We start from the raw sequence: 23,613 nt of genomic DNA on the forward strand, positions 1-23,613 counted from the left end.
TGAAATTCTACAAATACGACACGGCGACTCTTAAGCCGATCGAAAGCAAGGAGACAAAAGATGACGGCTCAGATCATTGATGGCAAGGCGTTTGCCGCGGATGTACGCGCGAAGGTTGCCGCCCATGTGGCCCGCGTGAAAGAAGAAAGCGGCATCACGCCGGGTCTGGCTGTGGTGCTGGTGGGCGAAGATCCCGCGTCGCAGGTCTATGTCCGCTCGAAGGGCAAGCAGACCGTTGAAGTGGGCATGAACAGCTATGAGCACAAGCTGGAGGCTGATACCTCGGAAGAGGATCTGCTGGCGCTGATCGACAAGCTGAACAATGACCCTGCCGTGCATGGCATTCTGGTCCAGTTGCCGCTGCCCGGTCACCTGAACGAAGACCTTGTGATCAATTCGATCGACCCGGCCAAGGATGTGGACGGCTTCCACATCTCGAATGTGGGCCTTCTGGGCACCGGTCAGAAGTCGATGGTGCCCTGCACCCCGCTGGGCTGCCTGATGATGTTGCGCGACCATCATGGCTCGCTGTCGGGGCTGAACGCCGTCGTGATCGGCCGCTCGAACATCGTGGGCAAGCCGATGGCACAACTCTTGCTGGGCGACAGCTGCACCGTCACCATCGCGCATAGCCGCACCAAAGACCTGCCCGAGGTTGTGCGCGGCGCGGACATCGTGGTTGCCGCCGTGGGCCGCCCGGAAATGGTGCCCGGAGACTGGATCCGCGAAGGTGCCACCGTGATCGACGTGGGCATCAACCGGATCGAGCGTGACGGCAAGAACAAGCTGGTCGGCGACGTGGATTTTGAAAGTGCGTCGAAAGTGGCAGGGGCCATCACCCCCGTGCCCGGCGGCGTCGGCCCGATGACCATCGCCTGCCTTCTGGCCAACACCCTGACCGCCTGCTGCCGCGCCAACGGCCTGGCCGAGCCGGACGGGCTGACGGCGTAAGCTGAGGGATTAAGAGAATTGAGACGGCGTCAGGGGAACCTGGCGCCGTTTTTTTGAATAACGAGAAGGTGGTGCTAACGTATTTTCTTTTCAACCAATTATTGATTGATGAACGTGTTGGACTATGGCTACCTGCAAATTGACATATCAATCGATTGGTTCAATTAATGATTATTAACAATCTGACTGAAGCCTGCGACTTTGTCTGTGATTGGTTAGGGGTGGAACAAAGCTATCCCCCCAAACCTTCGATACCAACGCTCGGACTTCCGACCAGCATTGAGTATCTTGCAAATCGATTTGGGCAGTTATGGCAAGATAACAATCACCCAGTGAAAGCAGTATTGAACCATCCAGACTGCCCTCTGAGTTTGTTTGAATTCCAAGATATTATCGTTAGCCCAAACAAATACAGTGCCAACTCCGAGGGTGTTATTCCTTTCATTGTGGAAAACCAAGGAGTTTGGCAGTTTGGTTTCAACCCCTCGAAGGGCGACAAGCTATTTGTTTCAGGTGATTGGAACATCGACGACGGTAACATCGACAGAGAGTCGTGGAGGCAGCTTGACGCTACTGTGGAAGATGCATTGGTTTTTGTGCTTCTTGGTAACTTGTGCCTAATGTGTTCGGAGGAGGAGGATTGGGATTTTGATGAGGAATCCGGACCCTTGGATGGAAATGAGCGTCTCTTACTTTGGAGCCACCCGGAATGGGACGAGTTCGACGGCTTCTGGACAAATTCCAGCCAAACGCTCATTCACTATTCTCAAAGTTGGCTAACTGTACGAAAGCGAAAATGGCCAGTTATGAGACAGTAGGCTATTGCCCCCGTCGTTAATGCTCGAGTTGATTTTACCCCTCAATCCTTAAACTCCGCTTTCCGTTTCTGCATTCCGGCCATCACGGCCTCCATCTGATTGGGCGTGCCCATCAGCTTTTCTTGCGCTTTGCTTTCGGCAATCAGCGTTTCGCGGGTGTCCAGCAACTCGGTGTCGCGGATCAGGGCTTTGGCGGCGCGGATGGCGTCGGGGGATTTTGAGGCAATCTCGGCGGCGATCGCGTGGGCGCGCTCCAGTGGTGTGTCCGAGATTTCGGTCACAAAACCCCAGTCGAGCGCGGCGGGGGCTTCGAATTGCTCGGCGGAATAGGTCAGCTTGCGGATCACGTCGCCCCGCGCCAAGCGGCGCATGAGGACCATGCCGCCCATGTCGGGGATGATGCCCCAGCGTCCCTCCATGATCGAAAACCGCGTGTCCGGGGCCGCGATGCGCATATCCGCGCCCAACATGATCTGGAACGCGCCGCCGAAGGCATAGCCATGCACCGCGGCGATCACCGGTTGGGGCATTTCGGCCCAGACCATGCTGGCGGCTTGGAAGAGGTTCGAGTTGTTGTGGGTGCGTTCCAGAAACACGCCGCCCTGCATCGCGAACTGCGCGATCTGCGGCATGGCGTTCAAGTCCAGCCCGGCAGAGAACGCGGGCCCGTCACCGGTCAGTACCACCGCGCGGATGTCCTTGCGCGCGGCCAGTGTTTCACCCGCGTCCACGATGGCTCGGATCATGTCCAGATCCAGCGCGTTGCGTTTGTCCGCGCGGGTCAACGTGACGGTGGCGACTTGGTTTTCTTCGGTAATGCGAACGCGATCTGACATGTCTTATTCCTTTGTGTTGGTCGAAACCTGCGCTGTCAGGTCAGAGAGGGGCAAGTGTCACGTGGCGGCAACCGGGATGTCGACGGGGACCATGGTGCCAATCAGCCGCGCTATGTGGGTGGTCTTGTCGCCGTCCACCGCCCAGACGTCGGCCTCGACCGGGATCAGGCGACGTCCGGCTTTGATGATGCGGCCCTCGGCGACCAGGCGTTGTCCCTTGGCAGGCGCGAGAAGCTGGATCTTCATCTCGGCGGTCAGCACCTCTTGATCCGGGCGCATGACCGACATCGCGGCATAGCCAGCGGCCGTGTCCCCCAACGCAAAAGTTAGGGCCGCGTGGCCGAAATCGTGTTGCTGCTTCATGTCATCCGGTATGGGGCTTTCGATGCGAAACAGACCATGGGCACAGTGCTCCACCTCTGCTCCCGCAAATGTCATCAAGGATTGGGCAGCGAAGCTGTCACGCAAGCGTGCTTCAGTGTCGGTGGACAATTCGGTCATGGTGGCTCCTTTCGCGATCAACATAGCCCCAAGGGTTAAACGCGAAATTGAAACGCCACGTCATGTGTCTATCTGGGCATCGGAATGGGGCGAGGAGGGCTTCCAGTCAATACGGCAATAGCCTCCTCGCGCATGAGGTTGGACAACGCGGCATCGTCAGAGCGAAGACCGCCCGTATAGGTGCCGTAAGCGGGCAGGATGATGCGGTCAGTGTCGAACAGCATGCAGGCGCGGCTGACTGGCCCGGTGGGCAAGTGAATCCGTGCTTTGGGGTGATAATGCCCCGAGACCTCGGCGCTGGCGCCATCCCGCGCGATATGCCGGAAATAGAGCGGGGGTTCGAACAGCTCAGCCAGATGGGTTCCCCCAAACTCAACCGGACCCGGATCATGGTTTCCTTCGATCCAGACCCATCGACGCCCAGCCATCAGCCGCGTGATCCAGAGCGTTTCAGCCTCGGGCAAGTTGTAGGAAGATTCCAGATCATCAAAGCTGTCGCCCAGACACACAACGATCGAAGCCCCGGTCTGGCGCAGATCTTCTTCAAGCTGCTGAAGGGTATCCCGTGTCTCGTAGGGGGGCAGCAATCGTCCCAACCGTCGCGCCGCCCGTTCGGATTTTCCCAGATGAAGATCCGAGACGCATAGCAAAGTCTTATCGGGCCACCACAACGCCCCTGACGGAAGCAAGGACAGCTTGGCGCCCGCGAAATCGAACTGAAAATTCTGCATCAAATACACCCTTCCCAAAGGCGAGTTTGGCACGCAGATGTGCCGCTGTCACTTGGGAAGAAGGGATGAAAGGCCAGATTGCTCCATCAATCGGTCAGCTTCGGCCTGAAGCAGAGCTTCACGCCCGGCACCGTCGACGGGCACTTTGCCGACCTCGAGGAAAAGTGGGGCAGAAAATGGCGTGACCTGATCGGTGATAACATGGTCGATCAGGCCTTGGGTGCGTGCCATCATCTCGTCAATGCGGGCAAAGCCGATCAGGCCGCGCATGGCTTCCGTACGGGTAATTTGCAGCAAAAGATGATCGGGATCGTATTTGCGAAGGGTGTCATAGAGGATGTCAGACGAAAACGTGGCCTGACGGCCCGATGAGCGTTTGCCGGGCAGGTTGCGGGTTATCAATCCGGCAATGGTCGCAGCCCCTTTAAAGCTTCTTTTCATCAGCGCGTTCTCGGCGAGCCAGCCCTCAAGCCCATCGTGAAGCTGGTCAGCGTTCAGAACCTGAGGTGGATCGGTGATTGGTGCGATAGACCAGATCAGCGTGGCGTAATCCGTGGCAACAAAACCAAGCGGGCCAAGGCCCAGCTCCTCCATTTGGCGCGTCACCATCAAGCCCAAGGTCTGCTGCGCATTCTTTCCAGCAAAGCCGTAGATGCAGCTATGCGCGCGGTCGTCGTGTGGGAAGCTTTCGACAAGGATACGGCCGGGACGGGGCAATTGGCTAAGCTCTGCCTGCAAATTGATCCAGTCCTGCGTGTGACCGGGAAGATCGGGCAGGGTGGGGCGGTGCAAAAGCTCTAATATGCGCACGGACAGCTGCGTGGATGTGGCAAATTTTGTGCCCGAAAAGACCGCCAGTTTCGGCTTTCTCCCGCGATCACGGCTGACTTGCACCTCCATCTCGCGCAGGCTTTCAAAGCGGACGATTTTACCGCCCATCAGGAAGGTGTCGCCGGGCACAAGGGACGCCGCAAAACTTTCTTCGACCTCGCCCAATGGTTTCCCGGCAGAGGCTCCGGATCGACCTTTCATCCGAACTTTCAAAGTGTCCGTGTCAATAATGGTGCCGACATTCATGCGCACCTGCTGGGCCAATCGTGGATCGCGCAACTGCCATAGCCCATCCGGGCGCTGCATCAGTCGCTGCCAGCGGTCATAGGCTTGCAGGGCATATCCCCCGGTCGCGACGAAATCCAAACAGTTGTCAAAGGCTGCGCGTGACAAACTGTGGAAGGGCCCTGCTTTTCTTACTTCATCGAAGAGCGCGTTCTCATCAAACGGAGCGGCGCATGCTGTAATTAATATGTGCTGACACAAGACGTCCAAGGGTCCAGGTCCACGCGGGTCGCCATCAAGATCATGGGCCAGTACGGCCTCAATCGCGGCGTGGCATTCAATGACCTCCCACCTGTTGGCGGGCAGTATCAAGGCCTTTGAGGGGGCATTGTAGCGGTGATTGGCGCGACCAATCCGTTGCACAAGGCGCTTCACATTCTTCGGCGCCCCCACTTGAATGACAAGATCCACGTCGCCCCAATCTAGCCCCAGATCTAAGCTGCCCGTGCAGACCACCGCACGAAGTTGCCCTGCAACCATGGCAGCTTCGACCTTCTTGCGCTGCTCAAGTGCTAAGGACCCATGATGGATGCCTATGGGCAAACCATCCTCGTTTGCCAGCCAAAGCTCGTGAAAGAAGATCTCGGCCTGAGCGCGGGTGTTGTGGAAGATCAGAGTTGTTTTGTGCTTCGCCACCTGTTCCAAAACTTCGGGAATGGCATAACGTCCCCCACCGCCGGACCATGGGGGCGGGGTGTCTGTCGTCAGCATTCCGATATCCGGATCTGGCCCGGGATCAGCCTGAATGATATGGCAGGGCGTGGGGTGCGGGGCGACGAAAGCCGCCAGCGCAGGCGGGTCTTCCACGGTTGCCGACAAACCGACCCGACGAAGCTCTGGGCACAGGGCTTGAAGTCGCGATAGGCAAAGCATCAGCTGATCGCCTCGTTTGCTTTCTGCCAGCGCGTGTAGCTCGTCGACGACAACCCGTTTCAACCCCGAAAACATCCGTGGCGCGTCTTCATAGCTTAGCAGAAGAGCAAGGCTTTCCGGCGTGGTCAGTAGGATGTGCGGGGGATCGGCGCGCTGGGCCTTTTTGCGCGTCTGTGTCGTGTCGCCTGATCGATCTTCGACCCGGATATTCAACCCGACCTCATTGATCGGAGACATGAGATTGCGCCGCATATCAGCCGCTAGCGCCTTAAGTGGCGAGATGTACAATGTGTGAAGGCCGCTGTCTGGGTTTGGTCCCAGCTCGACGAGACTGGGCAGGAACCCGGCCAAAGTTTTCCCGCCTCCCGTGGGCGCAATCAGCATAAGCGCGGGGTTTGCCGATCGGTCTAACATCTCAACCTGATGGGGATGAGGTGCCCAATTGCGGGCGGAGAACCAGTTTTCGAACAAAGCGGGAAGGGTTGTCATGAGAGGAGAATAGAAAATTCCGGGGCGGGGCGAAATTACTCATTTCAGTGCGACGGAATTTCGTTGGGCGTTCGTATCATTCAAGACGACCAAAGGAGTAATACAATGTCGACACTGCGCAAATGGGCCACGCCACTCACCGTAGGATCATTTCTTGTGATGGGCGTGACCGGCACGCTGATGTTTTTTCATCTGAACACCATGCTGGGGAAGGTGATCCATGAATGGGCTGGATGGTTGATGCTGGTCGGGGTTGGTGCACATGTCGTGTTGAACTGGCGGGCGTTGACCACCTATTTCAAACGCCCTATGGCGCAGTGGATCATGGGTGTTGGCGCGGCTTTGACCCTTGCCACGATACTTCCGATCGGAGGCGCAGGTGAGCCGCCAGTTCGCAGCATGGTGATGGCCGTGACGCAGGCTGATGAGGCGACGTTGATGGCCCTGTCTGGGCATAATCTGCAAGAAGGGCGTACGCTTCTGTCTGCGGCCGGCGTTGATCTGCAGCCGGGGCAAAGCTTGGCTGATGCAACAGACGGTGACTTCGGCCTTCAGTCTGCAGCCATGTCGGCGCTGTTCGCATCCGATGCCACTGATCACTGATACCTGGATTTGCCGGTTACGTCCCTGACCGGCAAGAAAAAACCGGGCGGGTCTCATAACGAGCCCGCCCGGTTTGAAGACGTTCGCTTAGTGAACGATATCTTCTTCTTTCACGAACATGTTTTCCCATGCCCGGTCGATCAGTTCTGGCGTCATTTGATACGGAATGCCCTCAAACTCGCAGATCGAGATCATCTGATCGATCAAGAAGATCGGCTGATAGTTCGCATAGATATTGTCGATTGTCGGGTACTTGCTTTTCAGCAAGTGGATCAACGCATCTTGCGACAACGGCATTTTCCGTTTCTTCGCGACCATAGCAAAGATTTTCAGATAGTCTTCCTGGTCCGGTCCATCAATTTTGATCTTGTAGAAGATACGGCGCAAGGCCGCCTTATCGAAGATCTTGTTCGGGTGGAAGTTGGTCGAGAAGATGACCAGCGTGTCAAAAGGCACCTCAAACTTTTCACCTGATTGCAGCGCCAGAATATCTTTGTTTTCTTCCAGCGGCACAATCCAACGGTTGATCAACGCCTGCGGAGGTTCGGCCTGACGCCCAAGGTCATCCACGATGAAGACGCCGCCGGTGGCTTTCAACTGCAATGACGCCGTATAGGTGCGCGCCGTGGGATTATAGACCAGATCCAGCATATCCAGCGTAAGTTCACCACCAGTGATCACGGTCGGGCGGTCGCACAGAACATAACGACGATCATACTTCTTGGCCTTACGGCGCAATGAATCAGGGTCGTCATATTCCTCTTCCGCCGAAGAGTGCACAATCGGGTCATAGACTGTGATGATCTGGCCCGAATACTCGATCGCTTTGGGGACATAGATTTTGTCACCAAGCGCATCCCGGATGCCGTTCGAAATCGAAGACTTACCGTTCCCCGGGGGGCCATACATCAGGATCGAACGACCCGAGCCAACGGCTGGCCCAAGCTGATCCAGGAGGTCGTTTGGCAGAATTAGGTGGCCCATAGCGCCGGTTAATTGCTGCCGCGTCATTGTGATATTTCGGATCGATTGCCGCTTTACCTGTTCGGCGTAGATCTCCATCGGGACGGGCATGGCGCCGAAGTATTCTGACTGCGACAAGGCATCCAAGGCCCGCGCTTTACCTGTGTCAGACAGGCGATACCCCATTTCCGAGCTTTGAGCGCCCGCTTGCATAGTCCCCATAGCCTCAACAAGGCCAAGTTCGCGACCCATGTCGATCAGTTCCTGCACAACACGGGCAGGAACACAAAGCGCACGCTCCAGATCCGTGACGCGTTCCAGATTGGTGCGGAACATGGTTTTCAGAAGGATATCCCGCATCATGACCGTGGTCAGCCCAAGGTCACTTGCTGTCTTCAGGCCCGGAGGCGCAATCAGGTCAGATGGTTGCACATTCATTTCGTTTGCCCGATCCTTGGTTCACGTGGTTCTGTTGATTTGTCTATATATATACTCGTTCAGCTTACAAAGTCTTGCCTGAGAATGCATTGACGCTAATTTGGCTACAAAAGAATGAGGGCAGGTATGAGCACAAATAATGGTAAGATTTTGGCAGCCTTTATGGTTCTGCTGCTGGCTGGCTATGCAGGACTGACCTTCGCGAAGGGTGGTTTCTATATTGGCAAGCACGAAGGGGATACGCTGCACCTGCTGCAAATCCTGTTTCGGATGCAAGGCGGGGATTGGCCTCATCTAGACTTCGTAACACCGATTGGCATTTTGGCGTTTGCTCCAATGTTGGTCTTCCTAAAGGCCGGTTTCGGGGCAGGGCAGGCGATCTTGGCTGGCCAATTCATTGTTGCGATTGCGTTTTTTCCATTTGCATGGTGGGTTGCACGAAGCCGTTTCCACGGCGGTTGGGCCTATTTGTTTGCTGCAACCATCCTGATTTTGTCCGTAGCATTGGTACACGGCGAGTCCGTGGACGCGATATCCATCTCGATGTATTACAATCGCTGGGCATGGGCGGCGGCGTTCATGGCTGTTTCGGTTGCAATGGTTCCCCCGCTTGAAGGTCGTTCTTCCCCAATGGTGGATGGGGTGACAGTTGGCGTCATGATGGCCATCATGGCGTTGATCAAAGTAACTTTTTTCGCGGCCTTCTTTGTTCCGGTGTTGATTGGGCTCTTGGCCCGTAAAGCAGGGCGTACGGTGCTTTGGGCGATTGTTGGCGGAATCGTCGCCGCTGTACTGGCGACTCTGGCAGTTGGAACTCCGGTTTTCTGGTTGGCCTATCTGCAGGATCTACTGAACGTTGCAGGATCAAGTGTGCGTCCGCATCCCGGTCATGATTTCGCTTATGTGGTAAGTGCCCCGGCCTATCTTGGCGGGTCTCTGATCATACTTGCTGCCGTGGTCCTGATGCGACAGGCGGACCGCAAACCCGAGGGCTTGACGCTTCTTCTTCTCGCGCCGGCTTTTTTCTACGTCACTTATCAGAATTTTGGCAACGATCCTCAGTGGTTGTGGCTGCTGGGCCTGTTGCTTTTTGCACGTCTGCCGCAGACTGGGCTGCACAACAGCTTCGGGTGGGATCTTCGGCAATCGGTAATCCTTTGTGCCATTGCTGCGATGGCCCTTGCGACCCCCAGCTTCATGAACATGACTGCAAGCCCAATTCGCCACTTTGCGACAGATGTCGAGAAATACGTTTCATTGCTACCGAATTCCGGCTCACATGAGGGCATTCAGACAACTACCCCGCGCGCTTATCAAATGGATTTTCGAGCTGCTGTTGATAGTGAGAATGCGCTATTCGCGGGTTACGCTGAACGCGTAGATCGTGCCAATGTTGAGGTCACGTTCAACGGAGAGGATCTTACTTATTGCTCGTTGGATGTAGGAATGGTGGGCTGGTTTGAGGGCATAGCCAATGACATAGCCAATTGGGACGGCGGGGAAGGTGCTTCAATCTTCACTGCAGATTTGATTTCAAGCTATTGGCTGTTTGCCGATCTGTCCCCCCTGAAACGTGGAGCGCCTTGGTATTATGGTGAGCTGACCGGGATCGAGAATGCGGACTATCTTTTGGTGCCACGTTGCCCGCTTTCGGCTCCGACACGTAAGGCAGTCCTTGATGAGATTTCAGCGCAAAGTTGGGCCGACAATGTGACCGAGGTTCGGCGCACGGATGAGTACACGCTGTATTCTTTGCCCGGTGAAAAGGGGGAACCGGTGGCCCCCAAGAGCAATCCTGAGAAACAAGACACTGAAGACGGCAGCTAACCCAGCTTGTAGAATGCAAAAAGCCCGCAAGTCTTGCGGGCTTTTTTGTTTGAGTGCGACGGTGTTTAAGCTCCGTAAACAGCCCCTAGGACGAGATAAGTCAGGAAGGTTAAACAGATGCTAAACCCCATTGGATAGTCAGTTCGCGACCAGCTTTCCCAATCGGGGGTGAGTGCGCGCAGGGGTTTAATGCGTCGAATAATTCTGTGCACCACAAAGCCCACAATAATCATCAACGCAAAGATCGTAAGCACCAGAAATGTATCCGACACAGCGATGAAGGGTGCGATTGCAGCGGCTAACTTGGCATCGCCAGCGCCCATCTTTCCTGCAATGTTCAAAAGAAAACCCACGGTCAGGACGACCGCAAAATGCGACCATCTCCACAAGTATTCATTTGTTTCCAATGCAAAAAATCCCAGTACGGCAAACCCGATCAACAGGGCCGCAACGGCTTTGTTGGGAATTTTCATTCGGGACAGATCTGAATAGACCACCCATGCCGAGACCGGAATAGCAAGCGATAGAAACAGCAGGGCTGCCCATTGTGTAAGTGTAATAAACATACGCGTTAACCGTTCGAGACGTTGCTTTCCAGAGCCTCAAGCGCGCGCGAGGCGGCTTCGAAATGCTGTGGATGTGTGTCGATTGCTTCTTGCAGCAGTCCTTTTCCAGTTGTCACGTCACCCTGCTTTATCGCGGAAAGTGCCAGAGTATGCAGAAGCTGCGCCCGTTCGATCTGGGTCATCTTGATGACCGGAAGGTCATACTTCCGCTGCGCGCCACGTGCCAAAACAAGGTTATTTTTCGTCGTGAAACGCGTCGAGTCGTACCCAAGCGATTGGCTAAACAAATCCTCAGCGCCTTTGTAATCGGCGCGTGTCAGTTTCGAATAACCCCAGTTGTTCAACACAGTTGCCGGGTTGGTGGTTAAGCCAACGGCGGTTTCATAAAAACTATCCGCTTTTTTCCAGTCTTCCCTGCTATCAGCAATCATGGCTTCCAAGCGGTAGCGGCGGAAGGTTTCATGGGTCGGTGGAACCTTATCCAGTTCGACCTTGGCTTGATCCCAGTCGCCTGCACGGATCAACGCGTCTGCCAGCGAAACGCGGTCTGCATTGGTTGCACCCGGAAGGGACACGACCTTTTTCCATGTTCCGACGGCTTCGGTTGGGCGCTTGGCGCGAACCAACGATTGCCCAAGGCCACGTTGTAGATCGATCCTGTCAGGATTGGATTTAACCGCGCCCTGAAAATAGGAGGCAGCTTCGTCAGCGTCCCCGACCGTCAGCATGATGTCGTTTAAGTTGCTTTCGTCGATGACGTTCAAATCTGCCAAGGCACGTTCGACGTCTTCGCCTTCGTCCTTGGGTTTTTGGCAGGCCGATAGGGCCATAGCGCTGCTTACGCACAGCGCAAGAAGAATGGATTGGCGCATTTTTGCGTCCTCTACTGCTCGTCTTTTCGTCTAGATTTCGGACAGAAGCAGATAGTCACCTGAGCCCCTGCGAACCAGCGAAAATGTATCATTATTGGCTGGATCATAGTCCGGGTTGTCCAAATTTGCGAGCGCTAGGCGCAAATTCTCTCGAATTTCGGCAGATTGGCCACGATCAAGCCCAAAAGCGATGCGGAAAACGCGCGCTGCTTCGTTGACTTGGCCGGTTTCCATCAACACTACACCCAGATTGTTCCAAGCAGGTGCGAAGTTTACATCCAGTTGAGTGGCCTTGCGCAGAAGCTTTTCGGCTTGTCCCAAGCGGCCAAGCTGTAGATTGGCAGATCCAATCGCTGACAGCACATCAACCGTGATACCTTGCTCTGCAGCCGCGCGTGTATAGGCCTTCAATGCCAGTTCATGTTCTCCGGCAGCGGTAAGTCTGTGTCCAACTGTTAACCCATCGACGGAACCGTCTTGTGCGGCGAAAGTGCCGGGTGCATAGGGGCTTCCTTCAAGGCTTTCGAAACCCGTATCTGCTTTCTTGCAGGCAGACAGAGCGAGAAGCGAAGCAACCACGAGTGTAAGGCCGACTTGGCCGGCGCCTTTAGGCAGTTGAGCTTTCGAGCAGGGGGCAGTGGGCATAAAACGAGATGCTCCTGTGGAAACTCGCGGGTGTCAGAAACGAATATTTTGAAGTGTTATATACACTTCATAGACAGAGGGACCGATAAGAATGATCAAAAGGGGAGGAACGGTAAGCATCATCGTCGCCAGCGTCATTTTAGTCGGCAGTTGGTTTGCTTTTTCTTCCGCGCGCATAACCCGTTTATCGCGCATCTCGCCGGCATAAACGCGCAGGGCTTCTGCGATGGATGTACCGAAGGTTGCAGATTGGATCATCACCGTTACGAAACTTGCCACATCTGGCACACCGGATCGTTCTGACATGTCGCGTAGAACCTGAATACGATCCTTACCGGCCTTCATCTCGTTCGAAACGATGGTGAACTCATCTGCCAGCGCCGGGTAGGAAGGGCGAATTTCCTTAGAGACCCGCAAAATTGCCTGATCCAAGGATTGACCCGCTTCCACGCAAACCAGCATCATGTCCAAGGCGTCGGGAAAGCCGTTGATGATTTCCTCTTTCCGCTCTTCCATACGCCGTGTGACCCAATACTTAGGGAACATGTAACCAACCGCACCTGGAACCAATATCCAGAGAATACGGGCTTGCGTCGTAAGCTCTTGCCCGTTGGCGGTCTTAAGGATCGTAATGAATACACCAAATGCAAGCAGCACAATACCAAGTGCAAACTGCGAAAAGTGATAGGTTCGAACAGCAGTTTTACTCGGATAGCCGGCTTGCAGAAGCTTAAGTTGCGTGGCGGAGTATTCCGCAGCATCTTGGGGCTCCAGAAAAGCGGAGTACTTCTCGAGTTTGGTTGACCCCTGGGCGACACGCAGGTCTGCTTTCTTCGCACTTTTTGCCCCGCCCTCACGAAGGGCTTTTACCTTCTCCAGCGGGTCAACCTGCTTTCTTAGGACAAATGGTAAAGTGACAATGACAAGCACTATTCCCACACCACCTAAGGCAAGGATTGGCCCTGCGGGCCCTAGTTGTTCAGTCAGGAAGTCGAGAATGGCTTGCATGAGCTTGATACCTAGACTTTGATGTTCACGAGCGCGCGCATAATAAAGATATTCGCCACCAGAAACCCTGCAACAATCAAGCAGGCAGGGATAAAGAATTCGGTTTCGCGCACATCGTCATAGTAGTTTGGATGGATCAGGTTGATCATGACCAGCGCAAGGAGTGGGAAACCGGACAAAAAGTTGCCCGACCACTTTGCTTCGGCGGTGATAGCACGAACACGGCGAAATAGGCGAAAGCGCGATCGGATAACCTTGGCCAATCCATCAAGAATTTCGGCCAAGTTACCCCCCGAAGTCTGCTGAATGGTTACAGCAACTGCCAAAAACCGCATGTCCTGATTGTCCATTCTTTCAGCCATGCTGGAAAGCGCTTCCCCAACATCACGTCCATAAGAGCTTTCATCAGCGATCAACCCCATTTCGGTTCCCAAGGGATCGGGAACCTCTTTTGCGACGATCTGGACTGCTGATGTGAATGGGTGTCCAACGCGCAGCGATCGGACCATCAACTCAACTGCGTCAGGAAGCTGTTCTTCAATCAACGACATACGCTTCTTGGCTTTGTTGTTGACCCAGACAAAAACACCCCCAACACCCATCACGATGGCCGCACCAATGCGAACTGGCAGACCGGCACCTGTGGCCACGCTAAGCCCGAAATACGAGAAGATCGACAACGCAACCATGATCAGAACCAGCTGGCCGGGTGTGAAAGCGATTGCAGCTTTCTGGGCTTTGGTTGCCAGTAGAGAATAAAAAGGAATGCCTTGGGCGCGAACGTGTTGGCCCATCTCCTTGCGGAGTTTTTCCAGAACTTCCTCGCGCGCGGCACCTTTTTCCAGCATGTCGATGCGTCGATTGACGCGGCTGTTCAAGCTGATGGATTTGCCGAAAATCGTAAGGTAGATCCCCTCTACCAACAGCAGAACGGCAAGAAAGATCAAACCGTAAATAATCGGTTCCGCTGAGATCGTCATGATTTAGTCGCTCCACGGCTCATAGATGGATGCAGGCAGATCATACCCCCACTGACGGAAGCGTTCGGCATAGTGGGAACGTACACCTGTCGCGTTGAAACGACCGATGATTTTGCCATCAGGTGATAGCCCAAGACGTTCATAGCGGAACACCTCTTGCATCGAGATGACCTCGCCTTCCATACCCGTAATCTCGGTGATCGACACCATACGGCGGGAACCGTCCTGTAGGCGGCTGGCCTGTACCATAAGGTTCACAGCCGAAGCGATCTGGCTACGAATGGCTTTAAGCGGCATTTCGATACCCGCCATGGCAACCATGTTTTCAAGACGTGACACAGCATCGCGCGCCGAGTTGGCGTGAATGGTTGTCATGGATCCGTCGTGACCGGTGTTCATGGCTTGAAGCATATCGATAACTTCTTCGCCACGCGTCTCACCCACGATGATGCGGTCAGGGCGCATACGAAGGGCGTTTTTCAAACAATCGCGTTGGCTGACTGCACCTTTACCTTCAACGTTTGCGGGTCGGCTTTCCATCCGGCCAACATGGGTCTGTTGAAGCTGAAGTTCCGCCGTATCCTCGATCGTTAGGATGCGTTCACTGTCATCAATGAACGATGACAAAGCATTCAATGTGGTCGTTTTACCCGAGCCGGTACCGCCAGACACGATGATGTTCAGGCGGGTGGCGACAGCTGCTTGTAGAAACGCTGCCATCTCCTCGGAGAACGCGCCGAAATTGACCAATTCATCAATGCCCAACTTGTCTTTCTTAAATTTCCGGATCGAAACCAGCGATCCGTCCACCGCAATCGGTGGAACCATGGCGTTGAAACGCGATCCATCGGCCAAACGGGCGTCGACATGAGGGTTTTGTTCATCTACGCGACGCCCAACAGCCGAAACAATTTTATCAATAATACGCAGAAGGTGACGTTCGTCTTTAAAGCTAACGTCGGTCAGCTCCAGTTTACCTTCCCGTTCAACGAAAACCTGTTGTGGTCCGTTGACCAGAATATCGTTGACCGTTTCATCTTGCAAAAGAGGTTCCAGCGGACCAAGGCCTTTGACTTCGTCATAAAGCTCTTGGTTCAGTATCAGGCGTTCATCACGTGTCAGAACAACATCACGAGTGGCGAGGAATTCCGATGAAATATCAGTGATTTCCGAGCGAAGGTCTTTCTCACTCGCGGCTTCAAGTGCGCTGAGATTCAAGTTGTCCAGAAGTTCTTTGTGCAACTCTGTCTTGATTTCAGACAGGCGTTCCTTGCGCTTGCGTTCCTTATCCGAGGCAGCCGGTGCTGCTGGTGCGGCCTTTGGCTTAGGCGCGTTGGCCTGAACCTTTGGAGCCGCCTGCTTTTTGGGAGGCGCAGTGATAATTCCGTCCTCGATCCGCCCATTTTCCACGGCGGATAGCTGAGGGGTTCCCTTGCCTTGCGGATTGGAAGGTTTTTTGTAACGCGAGAACATGTTGCCTCCGACCTTTTATTGCGCTGCGGCGTCTGCCTGGTTCAAATCGTGTACCGACTTGGCAAGCTTTTGCACTTCTTTGCGCAAAACATTTTTTGGCGCAGAATTTGCTAGGGGTGCCCCGTGATCCCCGGCTTCCGAGACCTGTTTGCCACCATCCGGAAGCATTAGCTCAATCGAAATGTCCAGGCTTTCAGCCAAGCGTTTCACACGGGATTTCCCCGAGAGATCCGTAAACTTCGGAGCACGATTCAGAACGTAGCGCAGTTTTTCAACTGGCAGCTCTTCAGCTCTTAGAGCTTTTATCATGCGAAGGGTGTTCTGTGCAGAGCGCAGGTCGAGTTCCAGAGTTACGAAATAGACATGCGCCGCTTGAAGAACAGTTTCAGTCCACTGCACCAATGTGTTGGGCATGTCTATGATAACATAGTCAAAATTGGTGCGCGCCATCTCAACGATCCGCTCGATGTCCTCGGGTGTTACCATATCTAATGGCAGCATATCAGGCGGAGCAGTGAGCACGTGAAGATGATCTCCGTAGGGCAACAGTGCCTGCATGAAGATCTCTTGATCCATCATTTCAGTATCTGAAAGCAGTTCGTAAACCACGTCGCGACGCTGAAGGTCAAGGTATGTCGCGGTCGATCCGAATTGAAGTCCGAAATCCAAAAGGCAAACACGCGGCGGCGTGTTGCCTTTCATTTGCGTAAGTTCCCAAGCCAGATTGACAGCAAGGGTGGTTGCCCCTGTTCCGCCAGCCATTGGCTGAACCGCAAATATGACGGCCTCTTTATTGCCGGTGTTCTTTGTCGCGACTCTTTCCGGTTCTTGATTGACCGGCGGAGCGATGTCTTTCTCACGCATCCGCTTGATGGCGTCATGTAGCGCGCCATCGGGAAGGGGGTAGGGGACAAACTCTTCCGCACCGAGCTTTAGAAGTTGGTGCAAAGCAATTGGGCTTACCTCTTCGGCAATCACAATTACTTTGATATCTCGCTCAAGCGCGGCTTTGATCACAGTCGCAACTGCGCTTAGATCAGCTTCGTCCTGATCGTCCAAAGCCATTGCAATGAACTCAAGTTCCTTGGCGTCCGGTTGCTCAAAAAAAGCAACCGCATCTTCGATCGGCAGGTCACCCCAGGCTTCACCTAGTTCGGCTTCCATATCCTCGATCAGAAGGTCAAAATTCTGAACATCCCGCGAAACAGTGCACGCGGTAATCGGTTCCGGGTCAGTTTGTAGCGCTGCGCGGCCACTCATTTCCTCGTTCCTTTCGTATCCGGGCTTGCCACAACTCGTTCATCAGGCGTCCGGGTCTCTCGTTAATTGCGAATCGCAAACACACACAAAAATAGCGCCATGCCGATGTGAACCCTCGCAGGCAATCTGGGCAATAATGCGGCCACAGTGGCCAAATTGTTCGAACTTTAAGGACGATAAACCATATTTCAATCGGTCTGTCTCGTCTTCGTGAACGAACTAAGTTGCACTAACGGACGCTAATCTCACCATCATATACCACACTATACCACTGATAAAAAAGAAATAAACCGAATGTAAGAGGGCGGTTCATCGGTTGGTTAACGTGGGTTACGCGACCATCCCGTGCCCTCGAATAGAAAAGGGCGTAACAATGTTACGCCCCGTTTCAGTTTGATTGATTGGTCGATTACTCGACTGACCCGGTTCCACCGTCTGCAATGGTCGGTCGAGGAGTCGCGCTTGCGACATACTCACGGTTGATGATCTCGGCATATTTACCATCCAGAAGGGTGGCTTTCCGATTGTTCGCGAAACCAGATACTTCCGTCACTGTACGGCGGTTGCGCAAGTCACGCTGCTCGGTCTTGATCAGCGGGCGGCTTTCGCCGTAGCTCACCACTGCTTCAAGTCGGCTGCGACTGATACCCTGCGAAACAAGATAGTTCACAGCTGCACGTGCGCGGCGCATACCAAGTCGTTTGTTATAGCCGGTTGAGCCGACAAGATCGGTGTGCCCATAAACGCGGAAGCGAATTTCCGGGAATTGCAGGATCCATGTGGCCTGTCTGCTCAGAATTGTCCGTGCCTCGGGGCTAAGCTCAGCGCTGTTAAAGGCGAAGTTCACTGTATCGGGGACTTCGCGGCTAAAGCGTTCGCCGAGAGCCTGAACAACGTCGATTTCACCAGTTTGTACGCCAATGTTATGCGCAGTTGGGGCTCCGAAGCCGCCTTCATCCAAGCTGCCACCAGCTTCGTTTGTCCAGAAGTGAAGCGCCTCTTTGTTATCCCCACAGCCCGCAAGAAGGGCAATGATAGACGTGGCAGCGAGAAGTGGTTTGATCCGTTTCATGTCGCGATCCTTATTCCATCACGTAGCCATAAGAGCCCGAAAAGTCCTGCTTTGCCACTTCTGCAGCGGCGCCTGCTTTCGGCGCAGCGGGTGCGGCCGTTTTACCAAACAGGAACAGGTCTTTTTCAGACGGTGGGCGAATGCGGTCAGTCGGTACAGCCAGGAATTCGCCTCGTGTAGGCGTTACCAGATGGGCCGACACGATAATCACAAGCTCCGATTGACGGCGTTCGTATTCGGTCGAGCGGAAGAGCGCGCCTAGGACCGGCAGATCGCCAAGCCAAGGGACCGAACCGATTGCATCCTGGAAATCGTCTTCGATCAGACCAGCGATGGCGAAGCTTTCACCGTCACGAAGTTCGACAGTGGTCGAAGTCTCGCGGCGACGGAACGAATTCAAGATCAACCCGCCATTCTGATAGCTTACCGAGCTGTCCAGGCCGGATACGGCAGCTTTCATTTGAAGGTTAATCACGTCGTCGGTCAAAACTGTCGGAGTAAATGTAAGTTCAACACCGAAAGGCTTGTATTCAACGCTAACCGCGCCTTCTTCCTGCGCGGTTGGGATTGGGTATTCGCCACCTGCAAGGAATGATGCCTCTTGACCCGACAATGCAGTCAGGTTTGGTTCTGCCAGCGTGCGCACAACCCCCTTGCTTTCAAGGGCTTCCAGCAAAACGCCAACCCGGAAGCTGCCAGCACCGAAGCCGATGCTCATCGCGCCTTCCTGGTCTCCACTTACTGTCACAGATGGGTTGTTCAGGCCATTTGCACCTTGCAGCCAAGTGCCCGTTTCCCCACCAACGCTAATTCCGCCGCTTGCGCCACCGACAGCCAAAGAGCTTGAAAGTGCCTTGCGAACAGAGCGACCCATTTCAGCGAAGCGAACTTTCAGCATAACTTGCTGGGTACCGCCAACGCTCATCATGTTTGATACACGCTCGGGCGCATAGCGCTGTGCCAGATCAAGCGCCAGAGTTAGTCGATCAGGAGAGCTAACAACACCTGACAGAACGATCCCGTCATTGGCCGTACGCACCTCAATCCCTTCACCGGGAAGGATTTGGCGCAAACGCTCTTTAAATTCGCTGATGTCAGGTGTGACGTGCACTTCGACATTGCTCATAAGCTTACCATCGGGGCCCAAAAGGGTCAGCGTGGTGCGGCCTGGTGTCTTACCCAGCACGTAGATTGTGCGGTCCGACAAGGTCGAGATGTCTGCAATGCCTGGGTTTGCAATGGAAAGCTCTGCAAATGGGTTTTCGCTTTCAACCACAACTGCGCGGTTCATTGGAACCTTCAGAGCGCGCGATGGGCCGGTGTCCGTAACGCGAAGGGTTTCGGCCACGCCAGTTGCAGGTGCAGTTCCAACACCCATGGTCAAACCCAATAGGGCCGCCTTGATAAAACGATCGATTTTCATGTGATCCTGCCTCTCTGATCACTTTTCTTTCGGGATTCCGGTATAATCCGGATTATCCCCTTTGCTCGTTGGCCAAGTCACCCTCTTTGCGGAGCATACTTCACCTATTGATCGACAGATTGCGCAGGTTCTGCGCAAAAATCAACATTCAATAACCTTAAGGTCGGGTGTTATGTGTGTCTAACGCAACACTTAATCCGGCGCACCCGATAACTGTTTGGTGTTCGTTCGTTACTCAGGGCAAGGAATCTGAGTTTCGATAATTTCAGCACCGCGGCGAGTACGCACCGTACACGTCTCTTTTTCAGGTGCTGTAAATTCTCCGATAATTTCGCCCTGACCGACTTCGATCTCGTCAATTGTCGTGTCATCGCGCGCGCCAACCAAGGCAAGTGTTAACCGCCCGCTGCTTTGTGCTTGTGCCAATGCTGCCACCTGACGCGGGGTCACTTCGACAGTTACGGTTCGCGCAACATTTGGGCCCGTACGATCACTGTCTGCAGTTTGGTCTACGGCAATCAAAGGAACATTTGCTTGAATAAGCTTGGTCACCGCTTCGGCTTCACCTGCGTCATTGCGACCACGCCCGGTCCAATAGATGTCCACTTTATCGCCTGGGCGAAGGAAGCCCGAAACGCCTGAGCTGACGTCCACACGAATGGCAAATGCACGCATACCCTGAGACAGCCGTGATGAGACACCGGCATCTGCACCTGGTTTCGAAACTTTGATGGCCATAAGAGCTTCATCTTTTTCCATGGCGCGGATAACTGTGCGGAATTTTCGCTCACCTTCCGGAAAGACCTCTTCTATCGTACGGAAGGTGCCTTCTGGGATGGCATTTTCGGGCCATTTTACCGAACGTATTTCTTTTTCAGTAATCTGTTCCCCATAGCGCAAAGATTTGTTCACGACTAAAACGTCTACGGTTGGGACGATTGCGCTGCGCGCAGCCCGCTCGGCTGCCAGCTGAGCTTGATATCCGCCGATGAAGTCGCGCGCCATGTAGACGGCGAAGCCAGCCAAGCCAATGCCGATCACCAAAACCAGTCCGAAAATCAAGCGCATCAGAATCCCTTTCACTTACAAAGCTTTCCGTACGTTTTGTTGTGCTGCCTAAGAAGTTTGCAGTTGTGCGCTACGCAGGATTTTCATGATTTACACGGGATTGGTTTCCCATATCCAGCCTTATTTTCCAAGCAAAGTCGAATTTATGCCTTAAGGGGCAATTACGTCTATCTAGGCTTGCAAACGAGAGCACCCATTTTTGAGGTAGTGCAGTGCCAAAGCAAGTATTTGGCTGGAGTTCGAAGTCAAGAAGGCCGCACAATCGTGCGGCCTTCTGTATTTCTTTATTCTCGTGAAAGAGAATTATTGGACGCTCATGCTTGCCAGAGCTTCCGAGATCTTGGTTGCCAGACCTTCGGTTCCACCGCGAACCGACAACATAACAGCCAGACCCAGGCCAACGATAGCTGCGGTCAGAACAACCCAGTCTACAGTTACGGCACCGTCTTCGTCGGCTTTGAAGGTTTTGATCATTTCAAACAGTTTCATTTTGATATCCTCTGATATGCGTTCAGTACTTGTTAAGCGTTTTGCAAGATCATTCCTGCTTTGGCGCGTTTGATGGGTACAATAAGCCTTTTGATTGGGGCAAGAATTGGGCGCGTTTAGTACGATTTCTCGCTTTGCATGTGTTTTTTTTGTAATTGCCGTTAACGCATTGTTAATATTTGTAAAAAATCGTGTCTAACTGTCTTTAATTAGTTGATTTAGGTGTGGCTTACCTTGCGTAATACCCCAATTTTCAGGAAAAACTAGCGATTTTTACACCAATCTGCGAGAAGTGAATCAGAAAAAAGCAGAGCAGAGAACCGCACAATGCGGCGATTCATACACTATAGTGCATTCTGGGCGTGCGTCTCAGTGGGTTCTGCCTTTGGGCAGGAAACGCCCCCGCCTTATCCGGAGTTCACATTCAAACGAGTTGGTGTGCCTCAGTCGGGAACAACAAACCGTTTGAATGTTCAGATCGACCCGGAAGAGCAAGCTGCAGCGCTGGCCGTGCCCGAGAAACCTGCCGCTGAGCCCGAGCAAGACGGCGAAATCGCGTTACCAGCCCCGACGCCATGGGATTGGTTCTGGAAAGAAGTGTCTCCGAAACTTGAAGACACAGGTCCTCTAAACATCCACAAAGCCATCAAAGCAATTACCGAGCGAGAGGGTCTTCCGCAGCCGAGGTTGCAGCATTTGCAGGATATCGCACGTGTGCATGGCACAGATATATTAAGTGTCACGGTAGGGACGCCGGTATCTCCGGCGCTGGTGGTGGCATTGATTTCGGTGGAAAGTGCAGGCAATGGACAAGCTCTGTCAGAAGCCGGTGCGCAAGGATTGATGCAGCTTATCCCGGCGACAGCAGAACGGTTTGGCGTAGAAGACAGTACGGACCCGACACAAAACATCCGGGGCGGCGTGGCCTATCTGGAATGGCTGATCAAGCATTTCCAAGGGGATCCGATCTTTGCTTTGGCGGGCTACAACGCCGGGGAAAACGCAGTAGGAAACCATGGTGGCATTCCGCCTTTCGCCGAAACTCGCGCATATGTTCCCAAAGTATTGGCTGCATGGCATGTTGCGCGTGGATTGTGCCTGACGCCACCCGAGCTTTTAACAGATGGTTGTGTATTTACAGTAATGGGGACCCCGTCGAATGGGTGAAGCACCGCAAAGCAAACCTTTGGTTTTGGACGTCGATGGAACATTTCTGCGCACAGATATTCTGTTTGAATGCTTCTGGGCCAGTTTGGGAAAGGATCCCATCCGCGCGCTCAAGACCAGTTTTCTTAACCTGAACAATCCCGCCAAGCTGAAGGCAGAGCTGGCTGAGATTGCGCAATTGCGCACTGACCTGCTCCCAGTCGAGCCCGACGTGGTGGAAATCGCCCGTCAGGCGCAGTCTGAAGGACGCGAGGTGATCCTCGCCTCTGCCTCGCACCGTCCATTGGTCGAGAAACTGGCGCAGGATCATGATTTGTCACCAAAGGTCTTTGCCTCAGACGGTGAAACGAACCTTAAGGGCGCGCGCAAAGCTGCGGCGTTGGTGGAAGAGTTCGGTGAGGCGGCGTTTGACTATGCCGGGAATGCCCCGGTGGATCGCGCCATCTGGGAAAAAGCTGACCGTGCCATCGTTGTGGGCGATGATGCGTCCGCACGTCAGGTTGAGGCACGAGGGCAGGCACTGACCCGTGTGGAAGGTGGCTGGCGTATTCGTGACGTCGTGCGCAGCTTCCGACCACATCAGTGGGTTAAGAACGTCCTTCTTTTGCTTCCGATGATCGCGGCACATGCCTTTGATGGCGGAACGCTGATCGCAGCATTACTTGGTATTATCGCCTTCTCGGCTGCGGCCTCTTCTATCTACCTGGTGAATGATCTTCTCGACCTCGAGGCGGACCGCCTTCACGTTAAAAAGAAATACCGTCCTTTCGCGTCGGGCGCGGTGCCCATTCAGATTGGCATGATCAGTTTTGTCGGTTTGTCAGCCATCGCTTTGGGCGTGGCTGCCGCACTGTCTTGGTCATTTCTGGGCGTTGTCGCGTTCTATATGGTGTTGTCGCTGGCCTATTCGTTGAAGCTTAAGCGCATGCGTTGGGTGGATATTGCGGTGCTCGCGTCGCTTTACTCCTTACGGGTTGTGGCTGGCGCGGCGGCCACCGGCATCTACGTGTCGGGGTACCTGTTGGTGTTCATCTTCCCTGTGTTCTTAGCACTTGGATGTGTGAAACGACTGACCGAACTGACTTTGGCAATTTCTGATGAGCGTCTGCCGGGCAGGGGGTATGGCCGCCCGGATCGCCCGGATTTGCTGAACGTAGCCGCACTTGGCGTGATCGCCGCCTTGGTCGCCTTCTTCCTGTATTCCTTCACCGAACAGGCCATCGGGCTTTATAAAACCCGCTGGTTGATCTGGGTGGCAGAGATTCCGCTGGCATGGTGGATGATCCGCATGGTGTCGCTGGGATGGCATGGCAAACAGGATTACGACCCAATCGTCTTTGCCATGAAGGACAAGCGCGGCATTGGTCTGATCCTGATGACGCTTGCCATTATGTTCTACGCTGCTGGGTTGTGGCAGCAATGGTTTGGCGTGCTCTAAAGCATA

Annotated in this window: 22 protein-coding genes; 6 read left to right on the top strand and 16 right to left on the bottom strand. The window is 54.1% G+C overall.

Annotated features, from left to right (window positions below):
- The first annotated feature begins 60 nt into the window (after positions 1-60).
- Complete coding sequence (gene folD / locus MWU55_RS07975; RefSeq protein ID WP_246935517.1) at positions 61-951, top strand: bifunctional methylenetetrahydrofolate dehydrogenase/methenyltetrahydrofolate cyclohydrolase FolD; 891 nt, start codon at positions 61-63, stop codon at positions 949-951.
- Positions 952-1,118: 167 nt separating this feature from the next.
- On the top strand, positions 1,119-1,769 hold the full coding sequence (locus MWU55_RS07980) for a hypothetical protein (RefSeq protein WP_246935518.1): 651 nt from the start codon (positions 1,119-1,121) through the stop codon (positions 1,767-1,769).
- 41 nt (positions 1,770-1,810) lie between these two features.
- Here MWU55_RS07980 and MWU55_RS07985 read toward each other — a convergent pair whose 3' ends face one another.
- The 4 genes from MWU55_RS07985 to MWU55_RS08000 form a co-directional block, all read right to left on the bottom strand.
- Positions 1,811-2,605 (bottom strand): crotonase/enoyl-CoA hydratase family protein, encoded by a 795-nt coding sequence (locus MWU55_RS07985; protein WP_246935519.1) that lies wholly within the window; start codon positions 2,603-2,605, stop codon positions 1,811-1,813.
- 57 nt (positions 2,606-2,662) lie between these two features.
- Positions 2,663-3,106, bottom strand: a complete 444-nt coding sequence (locus MWU55_RS07990) for a PaaI family thioesterase (protein WP_246935520.1) — start codon at positions 3,104-3,106, stop codon at positions 2,663-2,665.
- Positions 3,107-3,174: 68 nt separating this feature from the next.
- Positions 3,175-3,837, bottom strand: a complete 663-nt coding sequence (gene pdeM, locus MWU55_RS07995) for a ligase-associated DNA damage response endonuclease PdeM (RefSeq protein WP_246935521.1) — start codon at positions 3,835-3,837, stop codon at positions 3,175-3,177.
- A 48-nt stretch (positions 3,838-3,885) separates the two neighbouring features.
- Positions 3,886-6,315: a ligase-associated DNA damage response DEXH box helicase gene (locus MWU55_RS08000; protein ID WP_246935522.1), complete on the bottom strand. Its 2,430-nt coding sequence runs from the start codon at positions 6,313-6,315 to the stop codon at positions 3,886-3,888.
- Between the two features lie 105 nt (positions 6,316-6,420).
- On the opposite strand from MWU55_RS08000, the gene MWU55_RS08005 reads away from it, so the two are divergent.
- Positions 6,421-6,918, top strand: coding sequence for a DUF4405 domain-containing protein (locus MWU55_RS08005; protein ID WP_246935523.1), 498 nt, complete (start codon positions 6,421-6,423; stop codon positions 6,916-6,918).
- 87 nt (positions 6,919-7,005) lie between these two features.
- Here the strand turns inward: MWU55_RS08005 and MWU55_RS08010 are convergent, their stop codons facing one another.
- Positions 7,006-8,319, bottom strand: coding sequence for an ATPase (locus tag MWU55_RS08010; protein WP_246935524.1), 1,314 nt, complete (start codon positions 8,317-8,319; stop codon positions 7,006-7,008).
- Positions 8,320-8,445: 126 nt separating this feature from the next.
- Here MWU55_RS08010 and MWU55_RS08015 point away from each other — a divergent pair, with 126 nt between their 5' ends.
- A complete protein-coding gene (locus MWU55_RS08015; RefSeq protein ID WP_246935525.1) occupies positions 8,446-10,146 on the top strand; it encodes a hypothetical protein in 1,701 nt (566 codons plus the stop codon).
- Between the two features lie 65 nt (positions 10,147-10,211).
- Here MWU55_RS08015 and MWU55_RS08020 read toward each other — a convergent pair whose 3' ends face one another.
- From MWU55_RS08020 to MWU55_RS08070, 11 genes are all read right to left on the bottom strand, one after another.
- The gene (locus MWU55_RS08020) at positions 10,212-10,712 is read right to left on the bottom strand and encodes a prepilin peptidase (RefSeq protein WP_246935526.1); all 501 of its coding nucleotides are present in this window, start codon (positions 10,710-10,712) and stop codon (positions 10,212-10,214) included.
- Between the two features lie 5 nt (positions 10,713-10,717).
- On the bottom strand, positions 10,718-11,584 hold the full coding sequence (locus MWU55_RS08025; protein WP_246935527.1) for a tetratricopeptide repeat protein: 867 nt from the start codon (positions 11,582-11,584) through the stop codon (positions 10,718-10,720).
- Between the two features lie 30 nt (positions 11,585-11,614).
- Positions 11,615-12,229: a tetratricopeptide repeat protein gene (locus tag MWU55_RS08030; RefSeq protein ID WP_246935528.1), complete on the bottom strand. Its 615-nt coding sequence runs from the start codon at positions 12,227-12,229 to the stop codon at positions 11,615-11,617.
- A 33-nt stretch (positions 12,230-12,262) separates the two neighbouring features.
- Positions 12,263-13,237, bottom strand: coding sequence for a type II secretion system F family protein (locus MWU55_RS08035; RefSeq protein ID WP_246935529.1), 975 nt, complete (start codon positions 13,235-13,237; stop codon positions 12,263-12,265).
- A gap of 11 nt (positions 13,238-13,248) precedes the next feature.
- Positions 13,249-14,217 carry a type II secretion system F family protein gene (locus MWU55_RS08040; RefSeq protein ID WP_246935530.1) on the bottom strand — a complete coding sequence of 323 codons (969 nt, stop codon included), beginning with the start codon at positions 14,215-14,217 and terminating at the stop codon, positions 13,249-13,251.
- 3 nt (positions 14,218-14,220) lie between these two features.
- On the bottom strand, positions 14,221-15,690 hold the full coding sequence (locus MWU55_RS08045; RefSeq protein WP_246935531.1) for a CpaF family protein: 1,470 nt from the start codon (positions 15,688-15,690) through the stop codon (positions 14,221-14,223).
- Positions 15,691-15,705: 15 nt separating this feature from the next.
- Complete coding sequence (locus tag MWU55_RS08050; RefSeq protein ID WP_246935532.1) at positions 15,706-16,950, bottom strand: AAA family ATPase; 1,245 nt, start codon at positions 16,948-16,950, stop codon at positions 15,706-15,708.
- 409 nt (positions 16,951-17,359) lie between these two features.
- Positions 17,360-18,022: an OmpA family protein gene (locus tag MWU55_RS08055; RefSeq protein ID WP_246935533.1), complete on the bottom strand. Its 663-nt coding sequence runs from the start codon at positions 18,020-18,022 to the stop codon at positions 17,360-17,362.
- Positions 18,023-18,032: 10 nt separating this feature from the next.
- Positions 18,033-19,445, bottom strand: coding sequence for a type II and III secretion system protein family protein (locus tag MWU55_RS08060; RefSeq protein ID WP_246935534.1), 1,413 nt, complete (start codon positions 19,443-19,445; stop codon positions 18,033-18,035).
- Between the two features lie 231 nt (positions 19,446-19,676).
- Positions 19,677-20,513, bottom strand: a complete 837-nt coding sequence (cpaB, locus tag MWU55_RS08065; protein WP_246935535.1) for a Flp pilus assembly protein CpaB — start codon at positions 20,511-20,513, stop codon at positions 19,677-19,679.
- A 303-nt stretch (positions 20,514-20,816) separates the two neighbouring features.
- Positions 20,817-21,002: a hypothetical protein gene (locus MWU55_RS08070; protein ID WP_246935536.1), complete on the bottom strand. Its 186-nt coding sequence runs from the start codon at positions 21,000-21,002 to the stop codon at positions 20,817-20,819.
- 327 nt (positions 21,003-21,329) lie between these two features.
- Between MWU55_RS08070 and MWU55_RS08075 the strand changes: the two genes are divergently transcribed.
- On the top strand, positions 21,330-22,169 hold the full coding sequence (locus MWU55_RS08075) for a lytic transglycosylase domain-containing protein (RefSeq protein ID WP_246935537.1): 840 nt from the start codon (positions 21,330-21,332) through the stop codon (positions 22,167-22,169).
- The gene (locus tag MWU55_RS08080) at positions 22,162-23,607 is read left to right on the top strand and encodes a UbiA family prenyltransferase (RefSeq protein ID WP_246935538.1); all 1,446 of its coding nucleotides are present in this window, start codon (positions 22,162-22,164) and stop codon (positions 23,605-23,607) included. Before MWU55_RS08075 ends, MWU55_RS08080 begins: the two co-directional genes overlap by 8 nt.
- Positions 23,608-23,613 lie beyond the last annotated feature (6 nt).

It is taken from the genome of Aliiroseovarius sp. F20344 (assembly GCF_023016155.1).
In the GTDB taxonomy this organism is placed as follows: Bacteria; Pseudomonadota; Alphaproteobacteria; order Rhodobacterales; family Rhodobacteraceae; genus Aliiroseovarius.